Origin of the sequence: Actinorugispora endophytica, from assembly GCF_004363075.1 — a bacterium.
GTDB lineage: Bacteria > Actinomycetota > Actinomycetes > Streptosporangiales > Streptosporangiaceae > Actinorugispora > Actinorugispora endophytica.
In genome coordinates this window covers 642,426-665,297 of record NZ_SNYN01000001.1, presented here as the reverse complement: position 1 = coordinate 665,297, position 22,872 = coordinate 642,426, and the positions used below count along the sequence as shown (strand labels likewise).

The window sequence follows — 22,872 nt, the reverse complement described above, 5'->3', positions numbered from 1 at the left end:
GAGTGCGAGGTGAACCGAGGGTTCACGGAGTCGGCCTGGTGCTCGCGGCGCGGAGGGGGAGAGCACACATGACGAGTCCGTTACGACCCGAGGATCCGACCCGGGTCGGCGAGTACGAGTTGACCGGACGGATCGGCAAAGGCGGGCAGGGCATCGTCTACCTCGGACGGGACCCCGGGGGGAACAGGGTCGCCGTCAAGGTGATGACCGGCTCCTGGGCCGCCGACACCAGGCTGCGCAACCGGTTCGCCAAGGAGGTGGAGGCGGCCTCGAAGGTGGCGGCCTTCTGCACCGCGGCGGTCCTGGACTCGGCGCCCGACGCCGATCCGCCCTACATCGTCAGCGAGTACATCGAAGGCCCGTCGCTGCGCCAGGCCGTGCTGGAGGAGGGGCCGCGCAGCGGCACCGCGCTGGACCGGCTGGCCATCGCCACGGCGACCGCGCTGGTGGCGATCCACCAGGCGGGCGTGGTGCACCGCGACTTCAAACCGGCCAACGTGCTGCTCGGCCCGGACGGTCCCCGGGTGATCGACTTCGGCATCGCCCGGTCCAGCGACGCCACCATCACCTCGACCAGGTCCATCGTCGGGACCCCCGCCTACATGGCGCCGGAGCAGGTGCGGGGGCGCGAGGTCACCTTCGCCGTGGACGTCTTCGCCTGGGCGGGCGTCATGGCCTTCGCCGCCAGCGGTGTCTCCCCGTTCCAGGACGACACCCTGCCCGCCGTGATCAACCGGGTCCTGAACGAGCAGCCCCTGCTGGACGAGGTGGACGACCGGCTCCGGCCGCTGATCGAGGCCTGCCTGGACAAGAACCCGGACAACCGGCCGAGCGCCGTCCAGGTGCTCGGCATGCTGGTGGGGCACGACCCCGCCACCGTTCCGGGGGTCCCCGTCGCGTCCGTGCTCGCGGACGGGTACACCGCGGCGGTCAGCGAGCAGACGAAGATCGCGGCCACGGTCGCGCTGCCGATCCCCACCGCCCAGACGGCCGCGACCCGCAGGTACGGCGACGGCGGCTCCGGGGGAGGAGCGGTCGGCGGTCTGGCGGGGCTGACGGGCCCCGCCGCGACCCGGGTGTCCGACGGAGAGCAGGGGAGCGGGCCGGCGACCGGCCCCACCACCGGCCCCACCACGACCAGCGGAGCGCTGCGCACCACCAGCGGACTCGCCTCACTGGTCGGCGGCGGTGCCGCGGGGGCGGCGGGCGGAGCGGCCGGTCCCGCCGGCGGCGCGGGCGCGGTTCCCGCGCAGGGCGGCGCTCCCGAGGCCGACGCGTCCCCGGTCGCCGGGGGCAGGGTGCCCGCCCCCACGGTGAGCCCCGAGAGCGACCCGGTCAGCCCGGGGAGCCCCGTTCAGCCGGGCGGACACGGCGACCACGGCGGTCACGGCGGCGGCCCGGTGCACCCGGTCGGCCCCCGGCCGCCCGTTCCCGGGGCCCAGCGGGGGCTCCGGCACGCGCTGTCGTGGATGCTCGCCGTGGGCCTGCTCGTCATCGTCGGTGCGGGGGGCTGGTTCCTCTTCGGGGGCGGTCCGCCGTCCGACGGGCCCGAGATCGCTCCCGTGGACGACGCCGTCGTCGACTCGCCGGAGCCGAGCGCGGAGCAGTCGCCCTTGACGGAGCCGAGCCCGGTGGAGTCGTGGGAGACGGAGGAGGAGTACACGCCTCCCCCCGTGGACGAGTCCTACGAACCGTCGCCCTCCTGGGACCCGCCCACGTGGGGGGACCCCAGCCCCACCGGTGATGGCGGTTGGGACGGCGGCACCGATACCGGCGAAGGCGGCGGTGACACCGGTGGCGACGGCGGTGGCGACGGAGGAGGGGACTCCGGGGGCACCGACCAGACCGACCAGACCGACCGGACCGACGAAGGCGGAGCCGGAGCCGGAGGCGGAGGCGCGCCGGCGGGCGAGTAGCCGCACTGCCGCGGCCGGAGCGGGCCGGGAAACGTCTCTTCGGGGAGGGGGGATACCGGTAGGCTTTTGGCTTGCTGTCCCAGGAGGTCTACAGATGGCCGTTGTTCCCCTTCAGTACCGCTTTGACGGGCCGAGGCGCGCGCCGGTGGCGGTGCTGGTCCCGACGCTCGGCGCCAAGTGGTCGATGTGGGAGCCGCAGATGCCGGAGCTGACGCGCAGGCTGCGGGTGCTCAGGGTCAACCACCGAGGCCACGGGGACTCGCCCGCCCCCGGGGGGCCCTATTCGGTGCAGGAACTCGGCGGGGACCTGCTGTCGCTGCTGGACCGGTGCGAACTGGAGCGGGTGGTGCTCGTCGGCTCCGGGCTGGGGGCCATGGTCTCGCTCTGGCTGGCCGCGGCAGAGCCCTCGCGGGTGACCGGGCTGGCGCTCCTGTCGTCCACCTCGTGGGCGCCGCCGCCGCGACACTGGCGGGGCATCGGGGAGCGGGCGCGCGCGTTCGGCACAGCGGCGGTGTCGGCGGAGGCCGTACGCCCCTGGTTCACCCCCGGCTTCGGCGAGCGGCGGCCGGACATCGTCTCGCGGTTCACCGAGGAGTTCGAGCAGGTCGACGCGAACGGTTACGCCGGATGCTGTGACGCCCTCGCGGACCTCGACCACCGGTCCCTGGCCGCGCGCGTGCGGGCCCCGGCGGTCGTCCTCTCCGGGGCGCACGACCCCCGGACCCCGCCGGGCCACGGCCGCAGACTCGCCGGCAGCATCCCGGGCGCCCGGTTCGAGACGGTCAACGGGGCGGCGCACCTGGCCAACATCGAGCGCGCGGACCGGGTCAACGATCTGCTCCTGGAGCACCTCGCCTCGTCCCCGGGGCTGCCGGCAGGACAGCCGTGACACGCCCGTGAGCGAGGGAGGACCACCGCGTCCCGTCGACTCCGACGTCGACCCGCGCCTCCCCCGGCAGGTCCGGGAACCGCGCGACGCCCCCTGGGCGGTGCCGGCCGCGATCTCCGCGGGCGGTGCGATCGGGGCCGTCGCCCGCCACGGGCTGAGCGTCGCGATCCCGCACGCCCCGGGCGCGTTCGCCTGGTCGACCGCGCTGGTCAACGTCTCGGGCTGCCTCCTTATCGGGGTCCTGATGGCCCTGGTCACCGATGTCCGGCCCGACTCCCGGCTGCTGCGCCCGTTCCTCGGGGTCGGGGTCCTGGGCGGTTACACCACCTTCTCCACGCACCTCGTCGACGCCCTGCGCATGCTGGACGCCGGCGCCGCCGGCACCGCGCTGGTCTCCCTGGCGGGGACCCTGGTCGGCGGGCTCCTGGCGGTGTGGCTGGGCCTGGCGGCGACCACCCGTGTGTTCCGCGCGCGGCCCGCGGCCCGGACCGGAGCGGGGGAGGAGCGGTGACCGTGCTGATGGTCGCGCTCGGAGCCGCCGTCGGCGCGCCGCTGCGCTACTTCGTGGACCGGTTCGTGCAGGCCCGGCACGACTCGGTGTTCCCGTGGGGGACGCACGTCGTCAACGCCACGAGCTGCCTGCTGCTGGGGTTCGCGGGCGCGCTGGCGCTGCCGCCCTGGGCCACGGCACTGGCGGGAACGGGCTTCCTCGGGGCGCTGTCCACCTACTCCACGTTCGGGTACGAGACGTTCCGGTTGCTGGAGAACCGTGAGACCTTCCTGGCCTGCGCCAACGTCCTGGCGTCACTGGGCGCGGGCCTGGGCGCGGCCGTGATCGGAGCGGCGTGCGGCCGGGCACTCCTCGGTTAGATCGTTGACGGGGGTGGGGTGCCCCGGTCGTCAGTGGTCGTAGGCGGCCAGTGACCGCTTGATCGGGGGCGCCGCTCCGACGGGCACCTGCTGGTTGATCTCCAGGAGGTATCCGTCAGGGTCGCGGAAGTGGGCGGCGCGGATGCCCCACGCGGTCCACTCCTTGGCGGGGGAGACCATCGGGACGCCCGCTTCGATGAGTTCGGCGGCCTTGGCGTCCACGTCCTCCACCTCGAAGATCACCGCGATCCGGTCCTGCCTCGGCAGGTGGGGGTCCTCGGCGTCGGTGCCCAGCGCCTCGGCGACCACCTCGCGCTGGTTCAGCGCGAGAAGGGTCTCGGACCCCACCTCGAACTCGGCGTAGCGGGTCTCCTCCGAACCCCGCAGCACCGGGAACTTCAGGACGTCGGCGTAGAAGCGGAAGCACGCCTCGTAGTCGTCGGCGAGGAGCCGAACGTAGCTCATCCGCATGGTGTACCTCCGTCGCAGGGGCCGACCGGTCCTCCCGACCATTGTGCCTTCGCCGCACCTGCTCTCCAAGGATCTCCGGTGGCGTCGGCTGTCCGGTTCCGGACGGTCGACGCCACGGGGGTATGTAGTAGTGGCTTGGCGAAATGTAGTACTCATGCTATCAATGAGCGTAGTCGAGCGATAAGGAGGAAGGAACGTGGCAGTGGAACAGCGGTTCGAGGCCGACACCGGCGTCCGGCCGTCGTCGTCGCGGCCGCCGTCGGCGGACGCCGTCATCGAGGTCCGTGACCTGCGGATGCGCTACGGCTCGGTGGACGTGCTCAAGGGGGTGGACTTCGCGGCGCGGCGCGGCGAGGTGCTCGCCCTGCTCGGCCCGAACGGCGCGGGAAAAACCACCACGATCGAGATTCTTGAAGGCTTCCGCATGCGCTCCGCCGGTGCGGTGAGCGTGCTGGGCGTGGACCCCGCGCACGGGGACGAGCGGTGGCGGGCCGGGCTGGGCGTGGTGCTCCAGTCCTGGCGGGACCACGGGAAGTGGCGGGTCGGCGAGCTGCTGGACCACTTCGGCCGGTACTACCGGCCCTACTCCACCGGGGCGGTGGAGCGGCCGCGCGACACCGCCGAGCTGATGGACGTCGTGGGGCTGGCCGAGCACGCCGGCAAGCGGGTCCAGACGCTCTCGGGCGGCCAGCGCCGCCGCCTCGACGTGGCGATCGGCATCGTCGGCCGTCCGGAGCTGCTCTTCCTGGACGAGCCGACCGCCGGGTTCGACCCCGAGGCCCGACGGGACTTCCACGACCTGGTGCACCGGCTGTCCGACCTGGAGGACACCACGATCCTGCTCACCACGCACGACCTGGACGAGGCGGAGAAGCTCGCCGACCGCATCCTGATCCTGGCCCAGGGCCGGATCGTCGCCGACGGCAGCGCGGACCAGCTGGCCCGCCGGGTGAGCCGCGACACCGAGGTCCGCTGGACCCGCGGCGGGGAGCGGTTCGTGCACTCGGCGGCCGACGGCACCGGCTTCGTCCGGGAGCTGTTCGCCCAGTACGGCGACGAGATCGCCGACCTGGAGGTCCGCAGGGCGACGCTGGAGGACGTCTACATGGCCATGGTGCACCGGCACGAGACCGGCGCCGCGGGCGGCGAGCCCGGGTTCGGGGAGGAGAACCGGTGAACACGACGCTCTTCGCCGTGCGGCTGGGGCTGGCCCGGGGCTGGACCGAGTTCCGGCACACCCTGACGAGCAAGGCCGACCTGGGCTCCTACCTTCTCAACAGCATGGTCTTCCTGGCCGTCCTGCTCTTCATGAGCGGCAACGACATGGAGAACACGGCACTGGCCGGGACGGGCGTGTCGCAGGCGACGCTGTCGATGCCCGGGACGCTGGCCGTGCTGCTGGTGTTCGGAGGGGTCCTGTCCACGGCCCAGCTGCTGGCCACCGACCGGGAGGACGGCACCCTGCTGCGGGCCAAGGCCACCCCCAAGGGGACGCACGGCTACCTGGTCGGCAAGGTGGTCAGCGTCTCGCTGATGAGCCTGATGAGCATGCTGGTGCTCCTGGTCCCCTCGGTGCTGCTGATCGACGGGCTGGAGTTCACCCCCGCCGGAGGGCTGACGCTGCTGTGGGTGGTCGGCCTCGGCCTCCTGGCGACCCTGCCGCTCGGCGCGATCGCGGGATCGCTGTTCCCCAACCCCAGGGCCGTGGTGGGCGTTCTGGTACTCGTGCTCATGGCCCTGATCATCGTCTCGGGTATCTTCTTTCCGATCTCCATGCTGCCCGGGTGGGTCTCCTGGGTCGCCCAGGCGTTCCCGGTCTACTGGCTGGGGCTGGGGCTGCGCTCGTCGATGCTGCCCGACGCCGCGCTGGTCGAAGAGGTCGGCGGGTCGTGGCGGCACCTGGAGACCGCGGGCGCGCTGGGAGCGTGGGCGGCGCTCGGTCTGCTCGTCGCCCCCTTCGTGCTGCGCCGGATGGCCCGCCGCGAGTCCGGCACGAGCCTTGAGGAGCGCAGGCGAAAGGCCCTGCAGAGGGTGGGTTGAGTAACCGGATGGGCGGAGGCAAGACCGTGAGCGGTGAGAACGTCTACAACCGCATCGCCGTGCTGCGCGCGGAACGGGGCGTGTCCCGCCGGCAGCTGGCCGAGGCGCTGGGGGTGCACTACCAGACGGTGGGTTACCTGGAGCGCGGGGAGTACAGCCCGAGCCTGCACCTGGCGCTGCGGATCGCCTCGTACTTCGAGGTCCCCGTCGAGATCGTCTTCTCGACCACCCCGTTTCCCCGCATCGGCAGTGAGGAGAAAGCCTGATGACCGACCACGACGACACCGGTGCCCCGAGGACCGCGTCCCACGGGGAGGTCCTCGTCCGGATGGTGGAGCACGGCCCGGCGCGCCGCCGCTGGTCCTCCCGCAACCGTCGCCGGGCCCTCGTCCTGGCCCAGGCCCTCGTGTGCTCGGCGGCGGCGGTCGGGATGTACCTGGTCCCCCGCCTTCCCGCCGTCGTCATCATGCCGGTGTTCCTGGTCCTCATGGCCGCGGGCGTGCTGCTGGGGACACAGCTCAACATCGCCGCGCGCTGGGTGGCGGGGCTGCCCACCCTGGACGAGCGGCAGCGCGCCGACCAGGAACGGGCCCGTCGGATGGGGCACCACGTGACCGCCGGCCTGCTGTTCGCGCTGTTCCTGGCCGCGACCGTGCTGTGGACGGCGCGGGCGGCGCCGGTCGAGGCGGGCGTCGTGGCGGCGTCCGCGTGGCTGGCGGTGATGACGCACACCAGCTTCCCCGCCGCCTACCTGGCCTGGACCCTCCCGGACGAGGTCCCCGACGACGAGGCTCAGTAGAGGTCGGGTCCGCCCCAGGCGTAGGTGTCGCGGTGGCGGACCTCGGCGAGCTCGTCCTCGGACAGCACCCGGGGAGGGCCCAGGCGGGCGGCGTCCAGGTAGACGGAGCACAGCCACTCCAGCAGCCGGACGTGCTCGAAGGCCTCGTCCAGGTCAGAGCCGGTCGCCACGCCTCCGTGGTTGGCCAGGAGCGCGGCCCGCCTTCCCTTGAGGGCCTTGGCCGCGTGGTCGGCGAGTTCGGCGGTCCCGTAGGCGGTGTACGGCGTCACCGGGACCGCGCCGCCGAGACGGGCCGCCCGGTGGTGCACGGGCGGCAGTTCCGCCAGGACCGCCGAGACCGCCGCGGCGGAGCGCGAGTGCGCGTGCACGACGGCTCCCGCGCGGGTGCTCCGGTACACCCCCATGTGAAGGGTGGTCTCCGCCGCCGGTTCGCGGCGGCCCTCCAGCAGGCCGCCGTCGAGGGACAGCACCGGGCAGTCGCCCGGCTCAACCCGGTCCAGCGCGGTCCCGGCCGGGGTGACCACGACGAGATCGCCCGATCGGACACTGACCGTGCCGCCCTCGCCGAAGGCGAGGCCGGTCTCGACGAGCCGCCGCGCGGTCAGGCAGACGTGTCGGCGTTCTTGCTCCAGCAGCATGGTTCCTCGAAGGGCAGACGGCGCGAGGGTTTCTCCGGCCGCTTCGGTACGGGCAGCCTTACCTAAGGTACGTCACGAGCGCGGGGGCCGCCCAGCCGGTGCCCCGATACGCCCGAAACCCGGATCATGGACACGAAGAGTGATCGACTTCGGGGATGAGGCGGGTCCGCGTTCCGCCGGAGCGTCGACCCACCGTGTTCTCGCAGGTATTTTTACTCCCTGTTCGGGCCTTCGGAACGGTAAAGAACGCAAAGCGACTGTTTGCTCCCTTTGTTCGGGGGCAGACCGCCTCCGTGACGCAACCCTACGTAGCACTGCCGGACAAGCCCTACCTGTCCGCGCCGGGCTCCAGCACGGCCGCGGGACTGTACATCGGCGGTTCCTGGCGTCCCGCCGCCGACGGCGGCGTGCGCGAGATCGTGAACCCGTACGACGCCAGCGTGCTGACCGTGGTGAGCGAGGCCACCGCGGCGGACGCCGCCGCGGCCGTCGCCGCCGCGCGCGCCGCCTTCGACGGGGGGCCGTGGCGCGCCGTCCCCGCGGACGAGCGCGGCGCGGTCCTGCACCGCGTCGCGGACCTGCTGGCGCGCGACCGGGCCGAGATCGCGCTGATGGAGTCGCTGGACACCGGGAAGACCCTGGAAGAGGGCGGGATCGACGTCGACGACGTCGTCGCGGTGTTCCGCTACTACGCGGGACTGGCCGACAAGGACGCCGGGCGGATCGTCTCCGCGCCCGAAGGGGTGTTCAGCCGCGTCGTCTACGAGCCCGTCGGGGTGTGCGCGATGATCACGCCCTGGAACTACCCGCTGCTCCAGCTCTCCTGGAAGGTGGCCCCGGCCATCGCCGCGGGCGACACCATGGTCGTCAAACCCAGCGAGGTCACCCCGGTCACCACCCTCAAACTGGTGGAGCTCGTCGAGGAGGCGGGCATCCCGGCCGGAGTGGTCAACCTGGTGCTCGGGTCGGGCGCGACCGTGGGCTCCGCGCTGACCGAGGACCCCGGCGTGGACCTGGTCTCCTTCACCGGGGGCCTGGACACCGGAACGCGGATCATGGCCGCGGCCGCGCCCACGGTCAAGAAGGTCGCGCTGGAACTGGGAGGCAAGAACCCCAACATCGTCTTCGACGACGTCGACCTCGACACCGCCGTGGACTACGCGCTCAGCGCCGCCTTCTTCCACTCCGGCCAGGTCTGCTCGGCGGGCGCCCGGCTCATCGTGCACGAGGACGTCCACGACGCGTTCACCGCCGAACTCGCCCGGCGCGCCGACGCGATCGTCATCGGCCACCCGCAGGGCGAGGGCGTGCGCTGCGGTCCGCTGGTCTCCGCGGAGCACCGGGCCAAGGTCGAGGCCGCCGTGGCCCGCGGGACAGAGGAGGGGGCCCGGATCATCGCCGGGGGCAGGCGCCCCGACGACCCGGAACTGTCCAGGGGCTACTTCTACCGGCCGACCGTGTTCGTGGACTGCCACCGCGCGATGGACATCGTCCAACGGGAGGTCTTCGGGCCGGTCGTCACCGTCGAGAGGTTCCGCACCGAGGCCGAGGCCGTCGCACTGGGAAACGACACCGACTACGGGCTGTCCGGCGGCGTGTGGACCGCGGACGCCGCCCGCGGCGAGCGCGTCGCGGCCGCGCTGCGGCACGGAACGGTGTGGATCAACGACTTCGGCCCCTACTTCCCGGGTGCCGAATGGGGCGGGTTCGGGCGCTCCGGCGTCGGCCGCGAACTGGGCCCGGCCGGACTCGACGAGTACCGGGAGGCCAAGCACATCTACCGCAACCTCGACCCGAAACCGCAGCGTTGGTTCGGATGAGGCCCGGCGGCGGCCGGTTCACGGCCGCCGCCGCGCCGCGCGTCCGGCCGCGGCACCACGAGAGCCGAAGAAGGAGACCTCAGTGTCCGAACCCGAATCCGTGTTCGACTACGTCATCGTCGGCGGGGGAACAGCGGGCTCGGTGATCGCCGACCGCCTCACGGAGGACCCCGGCACGACCGTGTGCGTCATCGAGGGCGGTCCCTCCGACATGGGCCTGGAACGGGTCCTGAAGCTGCGCGACTGGCTCGGCCTGCTCGGCGGCGACCTCGACTACGACTACCCGACCGTGGAGCAGCCGCGCGGCAACTCGCACATCCGGCACTCGCGCGCCCGCGTCCTGGGCGGCTGCTCCTCGCACAACACGCTGATCAGCTTCCGGCCGTTCCCGCGCGACCTCGACGAATGGGTGGCCGCGGGCGCCACCGGCTGGGACAACGCCACCGTCCAGGCGTACGCGGACCGGATCAAGTGCAACATCGTCCCGGTGGCCCGCAAGGACCGCAACGACATCGTCAAGGACTGGATCACCGCCTCGGCCGAGGCCACCGGGGTGCCGGTCGTCGAGGACTTCAACGCGTCCCTCTCGCACGGCGACGGCTTCCGCGACGGCGTCGGCTTCCTGTCCATCGCCTACGACCCCTACACCGGGTACCGGTCCTCGGCCTCGGTCGCCTACCTGCACCCGATCATGGGCCGCCGCACCAACCTCGTCCTGATGTTGGAGACCTGGGCCGAGAAGGTCCTGTTCGACGGCGACCGCGCCACCGGGGTCCGGGTCAGGAAGCCGTCCGGCGGGTACGCCGCGGTCCGCGCCCGGCGCGAGGTGGTCCTGTGCGCGGGGGCCGTCGACACCCCCCGCCTGCTCCTGCTGTCCGGGGTGGGGCCGGCGGCGGACCTGGCGGAGGTCGGAATCCCCGTGCGCCACGACCTTCCGGGGGTCGGCGAGAACCTGCTCGACCACCCGGAGTCGATCATCATGTGGGAGACCGACGAGCTGCCGCACACCACGGTGATGGACTCCGACGCGGCGCTGTTCGTCCGGCGCGACGCGAGCGATCCGCGCCCCGACCTGATGTTCCACATCTACCAGATCCCCTTCGCCGACAACATCGAGCGCCTGGGCTACGACCGGCCCCGGCACGCGATCTGCATGACCCCGAACGTCCCCCGCTCCCGTTCCCGCGGCAAGCTCTGGCTGACCAGCGCGGACCCGTCGGTCAAGCCGGCGCTGGACTTCCGATACTTCACCGATCCCGACGACCACGACGCCACCACGATCGTGGACGGCCTCAAGATCGCACGCGAGATCGCCCGGACCGAGCCGTTCCGGTCCTGGCTCAAACGCGAGGTCGCGCCCGGCCCGGACGTCACCGGTGACGAGGCGCTGAGCGAGTACGGCCGCCGCGCCGCGCACACCGTCTACCACCCGGCGGGGACCTGCAGGATGGGCGCCGCCGACGACCCCATGGCGGTCGTCGACCCCGCGCTGAGGGTCCGCGGCCTGTCGGGACTGCGCGTCGCCGACGCCTCGGTGTTCCCGACCCTGCCCACGCCCAACCCGATGGTCACCGTCCTGGCGGTCGGTGAGCGCGCCGCCGACCTGATCCGCGCCGACGACCACTGACCAGTCCCCCGGCAAGCCGGGCCGCCCCGAACCCCGGGGGGCCTCCCAAGGAGAGAGACCCCGATGACCTCCCAGGCCACCGAAACGACCGAGCGGCACCCCTCGAACGGGGACGCCAAGATCGCAGTCCGCCACCTGTGGAAGATCTTCGGCGGGAACGCCGACTCCGTCCTCGGCACCGAGAACCAGTCCATGGACCGCGACGCCATCCGGGAGAGGACCGGCTGCACCGTGGCGGTGCGCGACGTCTCCTTCGACGTGGCCCCCGGGGAGGTCTTCGTGGTGATGGGCCTGTCCGGGTCCGGCAAGTCCACTCTGGTGCGCTGCCTGACCCGGCTCATCGAACCCACCAGCGGCAAGGTCGTCCTGGACGGCGCGGACATCGGCCAGGCCGACCCCCAGGAACTGCGCGAACTGCGCAGGCACAAGATCGCGATGGTCTTCCAGCACTTCGGACTGCTGCCGAACCGCAAGATCATCGACAACGTCGCCTACGGGCTCGAGGTGCGCGGCATGAGCCGGGCCGACCGCTACGCCAGGGCCCGCGAGATGATCGACATGGTCGGCCTGTCCGGCTCCGAGAACTCGCGTCCGGGCCAGCTCAGCGGCGGTATGCAGCAGCGGGTCGGACTGGCCCGCGCGCTCGCGGTGCGGCCCGAGGTGCTGCTGTTCGACGAGCCGTTCAGCGCCCTGGACCCACTCATCCGCCGTGACATGCAGAACGAGGTCTGCCGCCTGCAACGGGAACTGGACGTGACCGCGGTCTTCATCACGCACGACCTGTCCGAGGCACTCAAGCTCGGCGACCGGATCGCCATCATGCGCGACGGCGAGCTCATCCAGGTGGGCACCCCCGAGGAGCTGGTCGGCCGCCCCGCCGACGACTACGTGCGCGACTTCGTCTCCGACGTCTCGCGCACCGACGTGCTCACCGTGAGCTGGCTGATGCGCGCCCCGGCCGGTGACGAGCCCCTGGACGGGCCCGTCACCGCGCCCACGACCGTGGTGCGCGACGTCGTCCCCCAGCTCGCCAGGGGAACCGCGCCGGTCCGGGTCGTGGACGGCGACCGGCTGCTGGGCGTGGTGGGCCGCACCGACGTGCTGCGGGTCATCGCCGAGGACCAGAGCGAGGGCGACAGCGGGTCCGCGGCCTCGGGCGCCGGCGCGAGCACGGAGGGCTGAGCCGTGTCCACCGCGTTCGGCGCCGCGCCGACGATCCGCGCCGACGGGCCGCCCACCTGGCTGACCAGCCGCTGGACCCAGGCGCTGCTCGTGCTCGCGGCCCTGCTCGCCGGGTTCGCCGTGCTGCGCGGCGAGCACGCCTTCCCGGCCCTGCCCGAACCGTTCCAGATCGGCCCGTTCTTCGACCGCGTCTACGACTGGGTCGTCGCCAACCGGAACACCAGCCCGTTGTTCCTGTACGGCTTCAACTACCTGTCGGTGGGACTGGGGTCGGCGGTCATCCTGGTCAACCAGGTGCTGACCCTGCTGACCTGGCCGGGCGTGACGGTCCTGGGCACCTTCACCGCCTGGCGCGTCGCCGGGCCGCGGACCGCGGCGCTCGTGCTCGCCGCGTTCGCGGTGTTCGGCCTGACCGGGCTGTGGAGCGAGGCGATGACCACGCTCGCGCTCATCATCACCTCGGTGCTGCTGGCGCTCCTCATCGGCATCCCGCTGGGCATCCTCGCCGGGCGCAACGAGGGCTTCGACGCCGCCATCCGCCCCGTCCTGAACTTCCTGCAGATCATGCCCGCCTTCGCGTACCTGATGCCGATGCTGCTGCTGTTCGGCATCGGCAACCCGGCGGCGGCGGTGGCCACCACCGTCTACGCGTTCCCGCCCGCGGTGCGCATCACCGCCCTGGCCATCCGCAACGTGGACAAGGGCGCGGTCGAGGCCACCACCTCGCTGGGCTCCACCTCCTGGCAGCTGCTCACCAAGGTGCAGCTCCCGCTCGCCAGGCGCACCATCATGCTGGGCGTCAACCAGACCATCATGCTCGCGGTGTCCATGGTGGTCATCGCCTCGGTGATCGGCGCGGGCGGTCTCGGCGACGCCATCTACCAGGCGCTCAACAAGGTCAACGTGGGCCAGGCGTTCGAGGCCGGACTCGCGATCGTGCTCATGGCGATCGCGCTGGACCGGGTGACCGCGGCCGCGGGAAACCGCGAGTACGCCTCCGGCGGCTCCCCGGTACCACGCCTCGCGATGACCGCCGCCGCGGTGCTGGCGGCGGTGGCCGCGTCCGTGCTCGCCCGGCTCGCCGGAGTGGCGGACTGGCCCAGGGAGTGGACCCTCAGCGCCGCGGGCCCGATCAACGCGTTCAACGACGCGGTGCAGGACCTGTTCGGTGACGCCACCGCCGCGGTGGGGGAGTTCCTCCTCGGCTGGGTGCTCGACCCCCTGCGCACGCTTCTCACCGACTCGCCGTGGTGGCTGGTGCTCCTGGCCGCCGCGGCCCTGGGCCTGGTGCTGGGCGGCTGGCGGACCGCGCTCGTGGCCGGCCTGTCCCTCCTGGGCACCGGCCTGCTGGGAGTGTGGGGGCTCAGCATGGACACCCTCTCCCAGGTCCTGGTGGCGGCCCTGGTCACGGTCGCTCTCGGCGTCGTCGTGGGCGTCCTGGCCGCGCGCGGCGACACCTTCTCCCGGATCCTGCGCCCGATCCTGGACGCCATGCAGACGCTTCCGCCGTTCGTCTACCTGATCCCGGCCGTCGCGCTGTTCGGGATCGGCCGCGTCCCGGCGCTGGCGGCCGCCGTCGTCTTCGCGCTGCCACCGGTCATCCGGCTCGTCGAGGACGGTATCCGCGGCGTTCCGCCCGAGTCCGTCGAGGCCACCACCTCGCTGGGCTCCACCTCCTGGCAGCTGCTCACCAAGGTGCGGCTGCCGCTGGCCCGCTCCTCCATCCTGCTCGCCGTCAACCAGGGGATCATGATGGTCCTGGCGATGGTCGTGATCGGCGCGCTGGTCGGCGCGGGCGCGCTGGGGTACGGGGTCGTCTTCGGCCTCGCGCAGAACCAGCTGGGCCTGGGCCTGACCTCGGGGCTGGCCATCGTCTGCCTCGGTGTGCTCCTGGACCGGCTCACCCAGAGCGCGGCCCGGAGGACGGGGTGAGGCGCTCCGTGACCGCGACACCCCGGTACCCCGCAGACCGCACAGGAGGTCCGATGTCCACCACCCCGGGCGCCGGGCGGGCGGCCAAGGCCGCCGCGCTGCTGATGGCGCTGCTCATGACCACCTCGTGCGCGGTGCGCACCACCTCGATCCTGCGCGATCCCGACACGGTGCGCATAGCGCTGAACGCCTGGGTCGGGTACGAGGCCAGCGCCGCCGTCGTGCAGTACCTGCTGGAGGAGGAGCTGGGCTATCAGGCGCAGCTCGTGCAACTCGACGAGCAGCCCTCCTGGCAGGCCCTCGACCAGGGCGCGATCGACGTGATCCTGGAGAACTGGGGCCACCAGGACCTGATGGACACCTACGGCCCCGGGGGCAACGGCACCGTCGTCGACGGCGGGCCCAACGGCAACACCGGCCACATCGGCTGGTACATGCCCGCCTACCTGGTCGAGGAGTACCCGGGCGTCAACACCGTCGAAGGGCTCAAGGAGCACGCCGACCTGTTCCGCACTCCCGAGAGCGGCGACCAGGGCGAGTTCCTGTCCGGCGCACCCGGCTTCGTCACCCAGGACCAGGGCATGATCGACCACTTCGGCCTGGACTTCCAGATCGTCTACGCGGGGTCGGAGGCGGCGCAGATCACCGAGGTCCGCAACCGCTACGCGGACGGGGAGCCGGTGCTGTTCTACTTCTACGAGCCGCAGTGGCTGTTCGAGGAACTCGACCTCGTCAGGGTGGAGTTCCCCGAGTACACCGAGGGCTGCGACGCCGACCTGGAGGATGTCGGCTGCGACTACCCCAGGTACGACCTGAACAAGATCTACCGCGAGGACTTCGCGGAGGAGGGCGGACCGGCCTACGAGCTCGTCGACGCGTGGGAGTGGACCAACGCCGACCAGAACGCCGTCGCCCGGCTCATCGCGGACGAGGGCCTGGACCGCGACGAGGCCGCGGCCCGGTGGGTCGCGGACAACCCCGACGTCTGGCGCCCGTGGATCCCCGAGACGGACCGGGCCTGACACGGCTACGGGGACCTCAGCGGCGTTCGAAGCGGCGGCGGCGGTTCACCCGGTAGATGTTGAGGCAGGCCGCCAGGAACCCGGCGGCCAGCACGACCGCCAGCGGGACGGAGCGTGCCCATACGGCGGCCAGGACCGCTCCGGCCAGGAGGACGGCGGCCCCGAAGACGGCCAGTACCAGCCGGAACGTCAGCGCGCTCGCCGGTCGGTCGTGGCTGCCGAGGGGGCCTCTCAACCGCCCGCGTCGCATGCGCGCTCCACCCTCCGCACGGTCAGTCCGCCACGGTGAAGCGCAGTACCGCGCCCGTTCCCTCCGCGGCCCTGCTCGCGTCGGGCAGTTCGGCGAAGCCCGCGTCGCTCAGCACGGCCGCGCGCAGCAGCAGCGCGCTCGCCGGTCCCGCGAAGGCGGAGTCGGGGTCGGTGAGCCGGTGGCGCTCGGACGACACCTCCAGCGGATCGGTCGGGGAGGCCCAGACCCGGGGCTCGTCGTTGCGGCCGGTGGTCAGCAGCAGCGTCTCGACCTGGGAGCGGCGCAGTGCCTCGGCCGTCATGGACACCCCCTCCACCGCGCCGCCGCGTTTCAGGTCGGACGTGAACCGGGTCAGGACCTGGGCGTGCGACTGGGCGACCGCCACCTCCAAGGCCCGGTCCACCGACTCGCGCAGGCTCGTCAGCGCGGCGTGGTCGGAGCGGCCGCCGGTCGGCAGCTCGACGACGATGTCCAGGACGGACTTGCCCAGGTGGTCGCGGAGCTTGCCGATGGCGCGCTCGTCACCGCCGACGAACACCAGCTCGGCGCCCACGTCGGCCACGGCCGCCTCGACGTCCTGGGCGACCCCGGCGGCGTTGTCGTCCCACAATTCCTCCGACCGGCGCTGGTAGTGCTTGTGCGACCAGCCCCCCACGCGCACCTTCTGGATGTGCAGGGTGCTGCCGCTGAAGCTCCGCTTGGAGACGGGGTCGTGCCGGTCCGCGGAGTAGGCGTCCACGTCGGCGCCCTCCCGGTCCGCGGCGACGACCACGTACGGGAGCTGGCGGTTCCGGTCGGCGACCAGGTCCAGCGGGTCGACGACCGGAAGCCAGGAGGCGCGGTCGCGCAGGGGCGGCCGGGACAGCGTGTACGCGGCGAGGATCCGGCCCTCCGAGGCGAACAGCGCCTCGCCCTGGGGCCCGGGGACGCCCGGTGCTCCTCCGACCGCGTCGTCCAGAGCCTGCAGAGTCGCCTCGTCGGCGCCCTCCCCGGCGAGCCGCTCGCGCAGCCCCCGCCAGCGCAGCTTGATCTCCCTGGGCGCGTTCTCCACGGCCAGGGTGGTGTCCAGGGAGACCGAGGCCACCGGGGCGGTCGTCTTGTAGAGCGGTCGCAGAAGTCCAAGATCCATGCTCCGCGGGCCGCGCCGTCCGCCGCCCGCTCACCCCCTCTGAACTCGTGTGTTCACCTGGTCCGGGCCCGCTGCCCGTCCTCGAGCGGGCTCATGCGCGGGGTAAGGAACCCCTGTCCACGGGGTTAGACCGGCTTTCCGGCGGCGTTCGGAATCCGCTTTGACGTGCGGGTTTCCCGGTCCGGGGGAGGGGTAGTGCGCTGGATTCAACAGGTTCGGGGAAAGGAGCCGGTCGTGATACAGCGCGGCAGCGACAAGCACGGTCCCAAGATCGACGATCAGATGAAACACGAGGTCGACGGAGTGATCAAGGGCGGTCACCCCACCCGGGCCCACGAGGAGCACGAACCGGAGCCCATGGTCGACGACGAGGGGGTCCCGGCCACCGATCCCCGGGCGAGCAGGGAGGACGAGGGCTAGGCCGCGCCCTCCGGGGCGCTCCCGGGCTCGCTCCCCTCTCCGGAACGGGAAGCCCGCCGCACCGGCCGCCCGAGCACGCGCGGTGGGGCGGCCCACCCCCTGAAGACATCGAGAGACACGCCCCGGCATCCGTCGGGGAAAGGACGCGCCCCTGGGCGGTGACCACGGACCAGGGGCGGACAGACCCGGCCCGGCCCCAACTCGGCGGGGGCCGGGCCGGTCTCCTACTCGCCGCCGAAGACGGCGGGCAGCGTCGACTCGTACGCGGTGCGCAGCTCGGTCAGGTCGATGGCGATCCGGCCTCCGGAGTGGGCCATGGACAGGGCGGTGCCACCCACGGTGCCGATCGCCGCCACCGGGACGCCGTGCCGCTCGCACAGCTCGGCGAAGGCCGCCTCGGCGTCGGGGCGCACGCTCACGACCACGCGCGCGGCGGACTCGCTGAACAGCGCGGTGAACGCGTCAGAGCCCAGATCCACCTCGCAGCCGACGCCGCCGCGCAGGCAGGACTCCGCGAGCGCGACCGCCAGGCCGCCGTCGGACAGGTCGTGCGCCGAGGCGAGCACGCCGTGGTCCGCGCTGTCGGCCAGTACCCGGCCGAGCGCGGCCTCGGCCGCCAGGTCCACCTTCGGCGGGCGGCCGCCCAGGTGGCCGTGGACGATGTCGGCCCACGCCGAACCGCCCAGCTCCTCCCGGGTTTCGCCGAGCAGGAAGATCGTCGCTCCCGCGTCGTCGTGGCTGAACGCGCTGGTCAGGCGGTCGTGCACGTCGTCGATGACGCCCAGCACGCCGATCACCGGGGTCGGGTTGATCGCGGTCGACCCGGTCTGGTTGTAGAAGCTGACGTTCCCGCCGGTCACCGGGGTCCCCAGCGCCTGGCAGGCGTCGGCCAGGCCCTTGGTGGACTCGGCGAACTGCCACATCACCGCGGGGTCCTCGGGCGAGCCGAAGTTGAGGCAGTTGGTCACCGCGAGCGGGCGCGCGCCGGTGGTCGCGACGTTGCGGTACGCCTCGGCGTAGGCCAGCTGGGTGCCCGCGTACGGGTCGAGGCGGGTGTACCGACCGTTGCCGTCGGTGGCGAGGGCCACGCCCCGGTCGCTCGAGTCGGTGATCCGGACCATGCCGCTGTCGTGCGGGACGGCCAGCACCGTGTTGCCCAGCACGTACCGGTCGTACTGGCTGGTCACCCAGCCAGGGTCGCAGACACCGGGGGCGGACAGCACCCGCAGCACCTGCTCGCGCAGCTCCGCGTCGGTCGCGGGGCGGGCCAGGGCGGCGGGGTCGTCGCCCAGGAGCACGTCCTGGTCGTCGGGGCGGGCGAAGGGGCGCTCGTAGACGGGTCCCTCGTCCGAGGCGGTCCGCGGCGGCATGTCCACGACCGTCTCGCCGCGCCAGGTCATGACGAGGCGGCCGCCGCGCCGGGCCTCCTCCTCCGTGACGTCGGTGACCTCGCCGATCACGCTGGCCAGGATGTCCCACTTGGCGCAGACGGCCAGGAAGTCGTCGAGCTTGGCGGGCTCGACGATCGCCATCATCCGCTCCTGGGACTCGCTCATCAGGATCTCCTCGGGCGTCAGCCGAGGGTCGCGCAGCGGGACGCGGTCCAGGTCGACGCGCATGCCGCCGGTGCCGCCCGCCGCGAGTTCGGTGGTCGCGCACGAGACCCCGGCCGCGCCCAGGTCCTGGATGCCCACCACCAGGTCCTGGGCGAACAGCTCAAGGCTGCACTCGATGAGCAGCTTCTCCATGAACGGGTCGCCGACCTGGACGCTGGGCCGCTTGGCGTGGCTCTCGTCGTCGAAGGTCGCGCTGGCCAGAACGGACGCGCCGCCGATGCCGTCAGGGCCGGTGGTCGACCCGAACAGCACGACGTGGTTGCCGGGGCCGGGGGCCTGGGCGAGCTTGATGTCCTCGTGCTTCATCACGCCCACGCACAAGGCGTTGACCAGCGGGTTGCCCGAGTACCCCGAGTCGAAGCCGAGTTCGCCGCCGATGTTGGGCAGCCCCAGGCAATTGCCGTAGAAGGAGATTCCGGACACCACGCCGGGCAGCACCCGCCGGGTGTCGGGGGCGTCGGCCGGGCCGAAGCGCAGGGCGTCCATGACCGCGATCGGGCGCGCGCCCATGGTGAGGATGTCGCGGACGATGCCGCCCACTCCGGTGGCCGCGCCCTGGTGCGGCTCCACGTAGGAGGGGTGGTTGTGCGACTCGATCTTGAAGGTGACCGCGTAGCCGTCGCCGACGTCCACGACGCCGGCGTTCTCGCCCATGCCGACCAGCAGGGCGTCGTTCTCGGGGGCCTTCTCGCCGAACTGGCGCAGGTGCGTCTTGGAGCTCTTGTAGGAGCAGTGCTCGCTCCACATGACCGAGTAGATGGCCAGTTCGGCGGAGGTGGGACGGCGGCCCAGGATCTCGCGGACCCGCGCGTACTCGTCGTCCTTCATGCCGAGTTCGGCGTACGGCTGCGGGGTGTCCGGAGTGGATTCGGCCTTGGCGACCGTGTCGAACCGGGATGCTTCAGACATGCGGGTCATTTTCCGTTCGGGAAGGCTGGAGCGGATCAGGGCTTAGGAGGCCGGGGACGGCGGCACCGTGTGCGCCAGGAGCAGCCCGGCCGTGGAGTCCGTGGTGTACGGCTGGACGCTGGCCTGGACGAGGACGGCGCCGTCGCTGAGCGCGGACTCGGAGAACGGCACCTCGTCCGGGTCGGTCCGCCCCTCGGGCAGCAGCCGCCCCCAGCCCTCGTCGATCAGGTGCGTGTAGACGGCGTCGATCGTCTCCTCGGAGTCGAGGCCGTCGGCGGTCACCGCGATCGGGCGGAAGCACTCGGACAGGTCGCACTGCTCGCCGAGGTCGGTGTACGTCATGCCCTGGGGGGCGGCTCCCAGGGCCGCGACGCCGGGAGCGTCCGGGGGCTTCTGCGCGGCCCCCTCGACGCCTCCGGGGGCCTGCGCGGAGTTCAGCAGCCCGACGGCCGTGGTCGAGACCATGGCGACGATGGCCAGGGTCGCCAGGACGACCATCGCCGTCCTGGACCGCAGCAGCGTCATCAGCGCGAAGCCGTTCCCCCGGGGCGGCACGCTCAGCCCGTCGCGGCGGCCAGCGGCGCGCCGTCGGCGAGGCGGGCCAGGACCGAGGTGAAGAAGCCGAGGCCGTCCACCGAGGGGCCGGTCAGCGCCTCCACCGCGTGCTCGGGGTGCGGCATGAGGCCCACCACGTTGCGGTGCTCGTTGGTGATCCCGGCGATGTCGTTCTGGGAGCCGTTGGGCGAGGAGTCCACGTAGCGGGCCACGACCCGGCCCTCGCGCTCCAGCTCGGCGAGCGTCTCGCCGCCCGCCACGTAGCTGCCCTCACCGCTCTTGAGCGGGATGAGGATCTCCTGGCCCGAGGAGTAGGAGCCGGTCCAGGCGGTGTCGGCGGCCTCCACGCGCAGGAGCTGGTCACGGCAGACGAAGTGCCGGGAGGAGTTGCGGGTCAGCGCGCCGGGCAGGAGGTGGCTCTCGCACAGGATCTGGAAGCCGTTGCAGATGCCCAGCACCGGCAGGAGTCCCGAGCGCGCGGCGGGCACGAGCTCGGTCATGATCGGGGCGAAGCGGGCGATGGCTCCGCAGCGCAGGTAGTCCCCGTAGGAGAACCCGCCTGGCAGGACGACCGCGTCGACGCCCTTGAGGTCGGCGTCGCCGTGCCAGAGCGAGACGGGTTCGGCGCCTGCGACGCGCACCGCGCGCGCGGCGTCCCTGTCGTCAAGGGAACCGGGGAAGGTGACGACGCCCACGCGGGCAGTCATATGGGCACTCTCCGAAAGGTGTGGACGGGAGCAAGGCCAGGGCCGAGTGCGTCCCGAACAGCTCGGCCGCATACGAGGTTACCCGGTGCCCCCACCCGGCGGATCTGCCCGTGGCCGGACGGGGCGCTACCGGGGGACCGGGATCGTGGTCAGGCGGGGGTCGGTCAGGGACGGCGCCACGCACAGGCGCTTCGCCAGGTAGACGGTGATCCGGTCGCGCGGATCGGTGTCGAATACCACCCGGTCCATGAGTTCGCGCATCAGCAGGATGCCCCGCCCCGACTCCGAGTCCGGGGAGGGGCGGGGCGGTACGACCGCGGGGTTGAAGTAACGGCCGGTGTGCACGATCTCCAACGTGCAGAAACCGTGTCTCACTCTGGCCAGAACCTCGTAGCCGGGCGCGGGGTCGCCGTGGTCGACGACGTTCGCGCAGGCTTCGGTGACCGCGACCAGGATGTCGGAAAGGCATTCGGCGCAGACCCCGTTGGCCTCCAGCGCGCCGCCCATGAACTGGCGCATGACGGGAACGGTGTACGCGGCCCGGGGCAACGCGATCGAGAATCGCTCGTCCATCGACCCGGTCCCCGCAGCGTTTCGCACAGTGAAGACGTTCCCGGGGTCTTTCCTGTGAAACCGCTGAGTTTCGGACGGTTTCCGGATGGGGTGGAGGTCGCGGGCAGGCCCTGGCAGGGCTACTCGACGCGCAGGGTGAAGTCCTCGATGACGGGGTTGGCGAGCAGGGTCTCGGCGAGCTTGCGGACCTCGGCGAGCTTGGCCTCGTCGGCCTCGCCCTCGAGCTCGACCTCGAAGCGCTTGCCCTGGCGGACCTGGGTCACACCGGGGAAGCCGAGACGACCGCAGGCCCCCACGATGGCCTGGCCCTGGGGGTCCAGGATCTCGGGCTTGAGCATGACGTCGACGATGACGCGGGCCACGGGTCCTCCATGGTTGATCTGGCGAGCACTGAGAAGCGTACGGCAAGGCCGGTCCGGCGGCCGAACCGGCCGCCGCGGCCCCGGCCCGATGTGTGGAGCGCGCCCGCTCGGGCAGGGGACAACTCCACACAGCGAGAAGCAGTCGCCTGGTGGGGGCGGCGTGGACGCGGTGGCCGGAACCGGCCCGTGACACGAAACCCCTCGCGGGCAGGGAACGCGAGAGGGATCCTTTACCGGATTCTCACCGTTGGGTGAACCGGAGAATAGGAACTATGACGCTAATCACCCCAGGTCCGGTCATCATGGACCGCCCGGAATCGCGTCTAAGTAAGTGTCAGCATCCACGGTCGTCCCTAGGGGGAGATTTGACGACCATCGAACTCGAGCGCCCGACGGACACCGGTAGTGCGGAGATCCCCGAGGTCCCCGACTTCGCCGAGGCCGTCACGCCGTACGCCGACCAGCTCTACCCCGCAGCCCTGCGGATGACCCGGAACTCGGCCGACGCCGAGGACCTCGTCCAGGAGACCTTCACCAAGGCCTTCGCCAACTTCCACCAGTTCCGGGCCGGGACCAACCTGCGGGCGTGGCTCTACCGGATCCTCACCAACACCTTCATCAACGGCTACCGCAAGAAGCAGCGCGAGCCGCGCCAGGAGACCACGGACGAGATCAAGGACTGGCAGCTCGCCGCGGCGGACACGCACGCGTCCACCGGGTCGCGCTCGGCCGAGTCGGAGGTCCTCGACCGCCTGCCCGACTCCGCCGTCCGCACGGCGCTGGCCGAGCTTCCCGAGGACTTCCGCCTCGTCGTCTACCTGATCGACATCGAGGGCTACTCCTACAAGGAGGTCGCCGCGCGGATGGACACCCCGCTGGGCACGGTCATGTCCCGGCTGCACCGCGCGCGGCGGCAGCTGCGCGTCCTCCTGGCGGACTACGCCAGGGAGCGCGGCCTCCAGCCGGCCTGACCCGGACCGCGCTCCTCCTGACGGGCACGGGCGGGCCCGATCGAGAACACGCCTCAGAACCGTCGCTTTCCGTCACCGTTGTTCGCGGTCCCGGTGACGAAGCGACCGCTCCCCCTTCCCTTGTGCGCCGCTCCCACGGGACTCGGCCCTCCACCGCGCCCGGACTCCGCTAGG

The 22,872-nt window shown here is 72.2% G+C and carries 24 protein-coding genes; 15 read left to right on the top strand and 9 right to left on the bottom strand.

Going from position 1 to position 22,872, the window contains the following annotated elements; genetic code table 11:
• Positions 1 to 68: 68 nt before the first annotated feature.
• The 4 genes from EV190_RS23630 (at position 69) to EV190_RS03075 (ending at position 3,675) form a co-directional block, all read left to right on the top strand.
• Positions 69 to 1,916 carry a serine/threonine-protein kinase gene (locus EV190_RS23630; protein ID WP_208112995.1) on the top strand — a complete coding sequence of 616 codons (1,848 nt, stop codon included), beginning with the start codon at positions 69 to 71 and terminating at the stop codon, positions 1,914 to 1,916.
• 94 nt (positions 1,917 to 2,010) lie between these two features.
• Positions 2,011 to 2,805: an alpha/beta fold hydrolase gene (locus EV190_RS03085; RefSeq protein WP_133739839.1), complete on the top strand. Its 795-nt coding sequence runs from the start codon at positions 2,011 to 2,013 to the stop codon at positions 2,803 to 2,805.
• Positions 2,806 to 2,812: 7 nt separating this feature from the next.
• Positions 2,813 to 3,316 (top strand): fluoride efflux transporter FluC, encoded by a 504-nt coding sequence (locus EV190_RS03080; protein WP_133739838.1) that lies wholly within the window; start codon positions 2,813 to 2,815, stop codon positions 3,314 to 3,316.
• Entirely contained in the window at positions 3,313 to 3,675 is a 363-nt protein-coding gene (locus EV190_RS03075) for a fluoride efflux transporter FluC (RefSeq protein ID WP_133739837.1), read from the top strand. Before EV190_RS03080 ends, EV190_RS03075 begins: the two co-directional genes overlap by 4 nt.
• A 30-nt stretch (positions 3,676 to 3,705) precedes the next feature.
• Here EV190_RS03075 and EV190_RS03070 read toward each other — a convergent pair whose 3' ends face one another.
• Positions 3,706 to 4,146, bottom strand: coding sequence for a VOC family protein (locus tag EV190_RS03070; protein WP_133739836.1), 441 nt, complete (start codon positions 4,144 to 4,146; stop codon positions 3,706 to 3,708).
• Between the two features lie 295 nt (positions 4,147 to 4,441).
• Between EV190_RS03070 and EV190_RS03065 the strand changes: the two genes are divergently transcribed.
• Genes EV190_RS03065 through EV190_RS23250 form a run of 4 tightly spaced genes read left to right on the top strand, consistent with a single transcriptional unit; the run spans position 4,442 to position 6,985 of the window.
• Entirely contained in the window at positions 4,442 to 5,323 is an 882-nt protein-coding gene (locus tag EV190_RS03065; RefSeq protein WP_133740149.1) for an ABC transporter ATP-binding protein, read from the top strand.
• On the top strand, positions 5,320 to 6,186 hold the full coding sequence (locus EV190_RS03060; RefSeq protein ID WP_166655361.1) for an ABC transporter permease: 867 nt from the start codon (positions 5,320 to 5,322) through the stop codon (positions 6,184 to 6,186). Before EV190_RS03065 ends, EV190_RS03060 begins: the two co-directional genes overlap by 4 nt.
• Positions 6,187 to 6,194: 8 nt before the next feature.
• Positions 6,195 to 6,452 carry a helix-turn-helix transcriptional regulator gene (locus tag EV190_RS03055; RefSeq protein ID WP_133739835.1) on the top strand — a complete coding sequence of 86 codons (258 nt, stop codon included), beginning with the start codon at positions 6,195 to 6,197 and terminating at the stop codon, positions 6,450 to 6,452.
• Positions 6,452 to 6,985: a hypothetical protein gene (locus EV190_RS23250; protein ID WP_166655360.1), complete on the top strand. Its 534-nt coding sequence runs from the start codon at positions 6,452 to 6,454 to the stop codon at positions 6,983 to 6,985. Before EV190_RS03055 ends, EV190_RS23250 begins: the two co-directional genes overlap by 1 nt.
• Here the strand turns inward: EV190_RS23250 and EV190_RS03045 are convergent.
• On the bottom strand, positions 6,979 to 7,623 hold the full coding sequence (locus tag EV190_RS03045; RefSeq protein ID WP_133739834.1) for a class II aldolase/adducin family protein: 645 nt from the start codon (positions 7,621 to 7,623) through the stop codon (positions 6,979 to 6,981). The genes EV190_RS23250 and EV190_RS03045 overlap by 7 nt on opposite strands.
• A 293-nt stretch (positions 7,624 to 7,916) precedes the next feature.
• Between EV190_RS03045 and EV190_RS03040 the strand changes: the two genes are divergently transcribed.
• The 5 genes from EV190_RS03040 to EV190_RS03020 all read left to right on the top strand — a co-directional run bounded on the left by EV190_RS03040 (position 7,917) and on the right by EV190_RS03020 (position 15,206).
• A complete protein-coding gene (locus tag EV190_RS03040; protein ID WP_133739833.1) occupies positions 7,917 to 9,443 on the top strand; it encodes an aldehyde dehydrogenase family protein in 1,527 nt (508 codons plus the stop codon).
• An 82-nt stretch (positions 9,444 to 9,525) separates the two neighbouring features.
• On the top strand, positions 9,526 to 11,070 hold the full coding sequence (locus tag EV190_RS03035) for a GMC family oxidoreductase (RefSeq protein WP_133739832.1): 1,545 nt from the start codon (positions 9,526 to 9,528) through the stop codon (positions 11,068 to 11,070).
• Positions 11,071 to 11,133: 63 nt separating this feature from the next.
• Positions 11,134 to 12,252 carry a quaternary amine ABC transporter ATP-binding protein gene (locus tag EV190_RS03030; RefSeq protein WP_133739831.1) on the top strand — a complete coding sequence of 373 codons (1,119 nt, stop codon included), beginning with the start codon at positions 11,134 to 11,136 and terminating at the stop codon, positions 12,250 to 12,252.
• 3 nt (positions 12,253 to 12,255) lie between these two features.
• Positions 12,256 to 14,184 (top strand): ABC transporter permease, encoded by a 1,929-nt coding sequence (locus tag EV190_RS03025; protein WP_133739830.1) that lies wholly within the window; start codon positions 12,256 to 12,258, stop codon positions 14,182 to 14,184.
• A gap of 53 nt (positions 14,185 to 14,237) precedes the next feature.
• On the top strand, positions 14,238 to 15,206 hold the full coding sequence (locus EV190_RS03020; protein ID WP_243742301.1) for an ABC transporter substrate-binding protein: 969 nt from the start codon (positions 14,238 to 14,240) through the stop codon (positions 15,204 to 15,206).
• 16 nt (positions 15,207 to 15,222) lie between these two features.
• Here the strand turns inward: EV190_RS03020 and EV190_RS03015 are convergent, their stop codons facing one another.
• Positions 15,223 to 15,456, bottom strand: a complete 234-nt coding sequence (locus EV190_RS03015; RefSeq protein WP_133739829.1) for a hypothetical protein — start codon at positions 15,454 to 15,456, stop codon at positions 15,223 to 15,225.
• Between the two features lie 22 nt (positions 15,457 to 15,478).
• On the bottom strand, positions 15,479 to 16,585 hold the full coding sequence (locus tag EV190_RS03010; RefSeq protein WP_133739828.1) for a baeRF2 domain-containing protein: 1,107 nt from the start codon (positions 16,583 to 16,585) through the stop codon (positions 15,479 to 15,481).
• A gap of 234 nt (positions 16,586 to 16,819) precedes the next feature.
• Here EV190_RS03010 and EV190_RS03005 point away from each other — a divergent pair, with 234 nt between their 5' ends.
• Positions 16,820 to 17,005: a hypothetical protein gene (locus EV190_RS03005; protein ID WP_243742300.1), complete on the top strand. Its 186-nt coding sequence runs from the start codon at positions 16,820 to 16,822 to the stop codon at positions 17,003 to 17,005.
• Between the two features lie 224 nt (positions 17,006 to 17,229).
• Here the strand turns inward: EV190_RS03005 and purL are convergent, their stop codons facing one another.
• The 5 genes from purL to purS form a co-directional block, all read right to left on the bottom strand.
• A complete protein-coding gene (gene purL, locus EV190_RS03000) occupies positions 17,230 to 19,530 on the bottom strand; it encodes a phosphoribosylformylglycinamidine synthase subunit PurL (RefSeq protein WP_133739827.1) in 2,301 nt (766 codons plus the stop codon).
• Between the two features lie 42 nt (positions 19,531 to 19,572).
• Complete coding sequence (locus EV190_RS02995) at positions 19,573 to 20,085, bottom strand: hypothetical protein (protein ID WP_243742299.1); 513 nt, start codon at positions 20,083 to 20,085, stop codon at positions 19,573 to 19,575.
• Between the two features lie 2 nt (positions 20,086 to 20,087).
• Positions 20,088 to 20,792, bottom strand: a complete 705-nt coding sequence (gene purQ, locus EV190_RS02990; protein ID WP_133739826.1) for a phosphoribosylformylglycinamidine synthase subunit PurQ — start codon at positions 20,790 to 20,792, stop codon at positions 20,088 to 20,090.
• Positions 20,793 to 20,918: 126 nt separating this feature from the next.
• Complete coding sequence (locus tag EV190_RS02985; RefSeq protein WP_133739825.1) at positions 20,919 to 21,365, bottom strand: ATP-binding protein; 447 nt, start codon at positions 21,363 to 21,365, stop codon at positions 20,919 to 20,921.
• Between the two features lie 119 nt (positions 21,366 to 21,484).
• Positions 21,485 to 21,727, bottom strand: a complete 243-nt coding sequence (gene purS, locus EV190_RS02980) for a phosphoribosylformylglycinamidine synthase subunit PurS (RefSeq protein WP_133739824.1) — start codon at positions 21,725 to 21,727, stop codon at positions 21,485 to 21,487.
• Positions 21,728 to 22,092: 365 nt separating this feature from the next.
• Between purS and EV190_RS02975 the strand changes: the two genes are divergently transcribed.
• A complete protein-coding gene (locus tag EV190_RS02975; RefSeq protein ID WP_133739823.1) occupies positions 22,093 to 22,698 on the top strand; it encodes a sigma-70 family RNA polymerase sigma factor in 606 nt (201 codons plus the stop codon).
• The last annotated feature ends 174 nt before the right edge of the window (positions 22,699 to 22,872 follow it).

Excerpts from the sequence above, each read along its gene's own strand:
- EV190_RS23630 (WP_208112995.1), top strand. The coding sequence starts at position 69 with ATGACGAGTCCGTTACGACCCGAGGATCCGACCCGGGTCGGCGAGTAC.
- EV190_RS03085 (WP_133739839.1), top strand. The coding sequence starts at position 2,011 with ATGGCCGTTGTTCCCCTTCAGTACCGCTTTGACGGGCCGAGGCGCGCG.
- EV190_RS03070 (WP_133739836.1), bottom strand. The coding sequence starts at position 4,146 with ATGCGGATGAGCTACGTTCGGCTCCTCGCCGACGACTACGAGGCGTGC.
- EV190_RS03065 (WP_133740149.1), top strand. The coding sequence starts at position 4,442 with ATGCGCTACGGCTCGGTGGACGTGCTCAAGGGGGTGGACTTCGCGGCG.
- EV190_RS03055 (WP_133739835.1), top strand. The coding sequence starts at position 6,195 with ATGGGCGGAGGCAAGACCGTGAGCGGTGAGAACGTCTACAACCGCATC.
- EV190_RS23250 (WP_166655360.1), top strand. The coding sequence starts at position 6,452 with ATGACCGACCACGACGACACCGGTGCCCCGAGGACCGCGTCCCACGGG.
- EV190_RS03045 (WP_133739834.1), bottom strand. The coding sequence starts at position 7,623 with ATGCTGCTGGAGCAAGAACGCCGACACGTCTGCCTGACCGCGCGGCGG.
- EV190_RS03030 (WP_133739831.1), top strand. The coding sequence starts at position 11,134 with ATGACCTCCCAGGCCACCGAAACGACCGAGCGGCACCCCTCGAACGGG.
- EV190_RS03020 (WP_243742301.1), top strand. The coding sequence starts at position 14,238 with ATGTCCACCACCCCGGGCGCCGGGCGGGCGGCCAAGGCCGCCGCGCTG.
- EV190_RS03015 (WP_133739829.1), bottom strand. The coding sequence starts at position 15,456 with ATGCGACGCGGGCGGTTGAGAGGCCCCCTCGGCAGCCACGACCGACCG.
- EV190_RS03010 (WP_133739828.1), bottom strand. The coding sequence starts at position 16,585 with ATGGATCTTGGACTTCTGCGACCGCTCTACAAGACGACCGCCCCGGTG.
- purL (WP_133739827.1), bottom strand. The coding sequence starts at position 19,530 with ATGTCTGAAGCATCCCGGTTCGACACGGTCGCCAAGGCCGAATCCACT.
- purQ (WP_133739826.1), bottom strand. The coding sequence starts at position 20,792 with ATGACTGCCCGCGTGGGCGTCGTCACCTTCCCCGGTTCCCTTGACGAC.
- EV190_RS02985 (WP_133739825.1), bottom strand. The coding sequence starts at position 21,365 with ATGGACGAGCGATTCTCGATCGCGTTGCCCCGGGCCGCGTACACCGTT.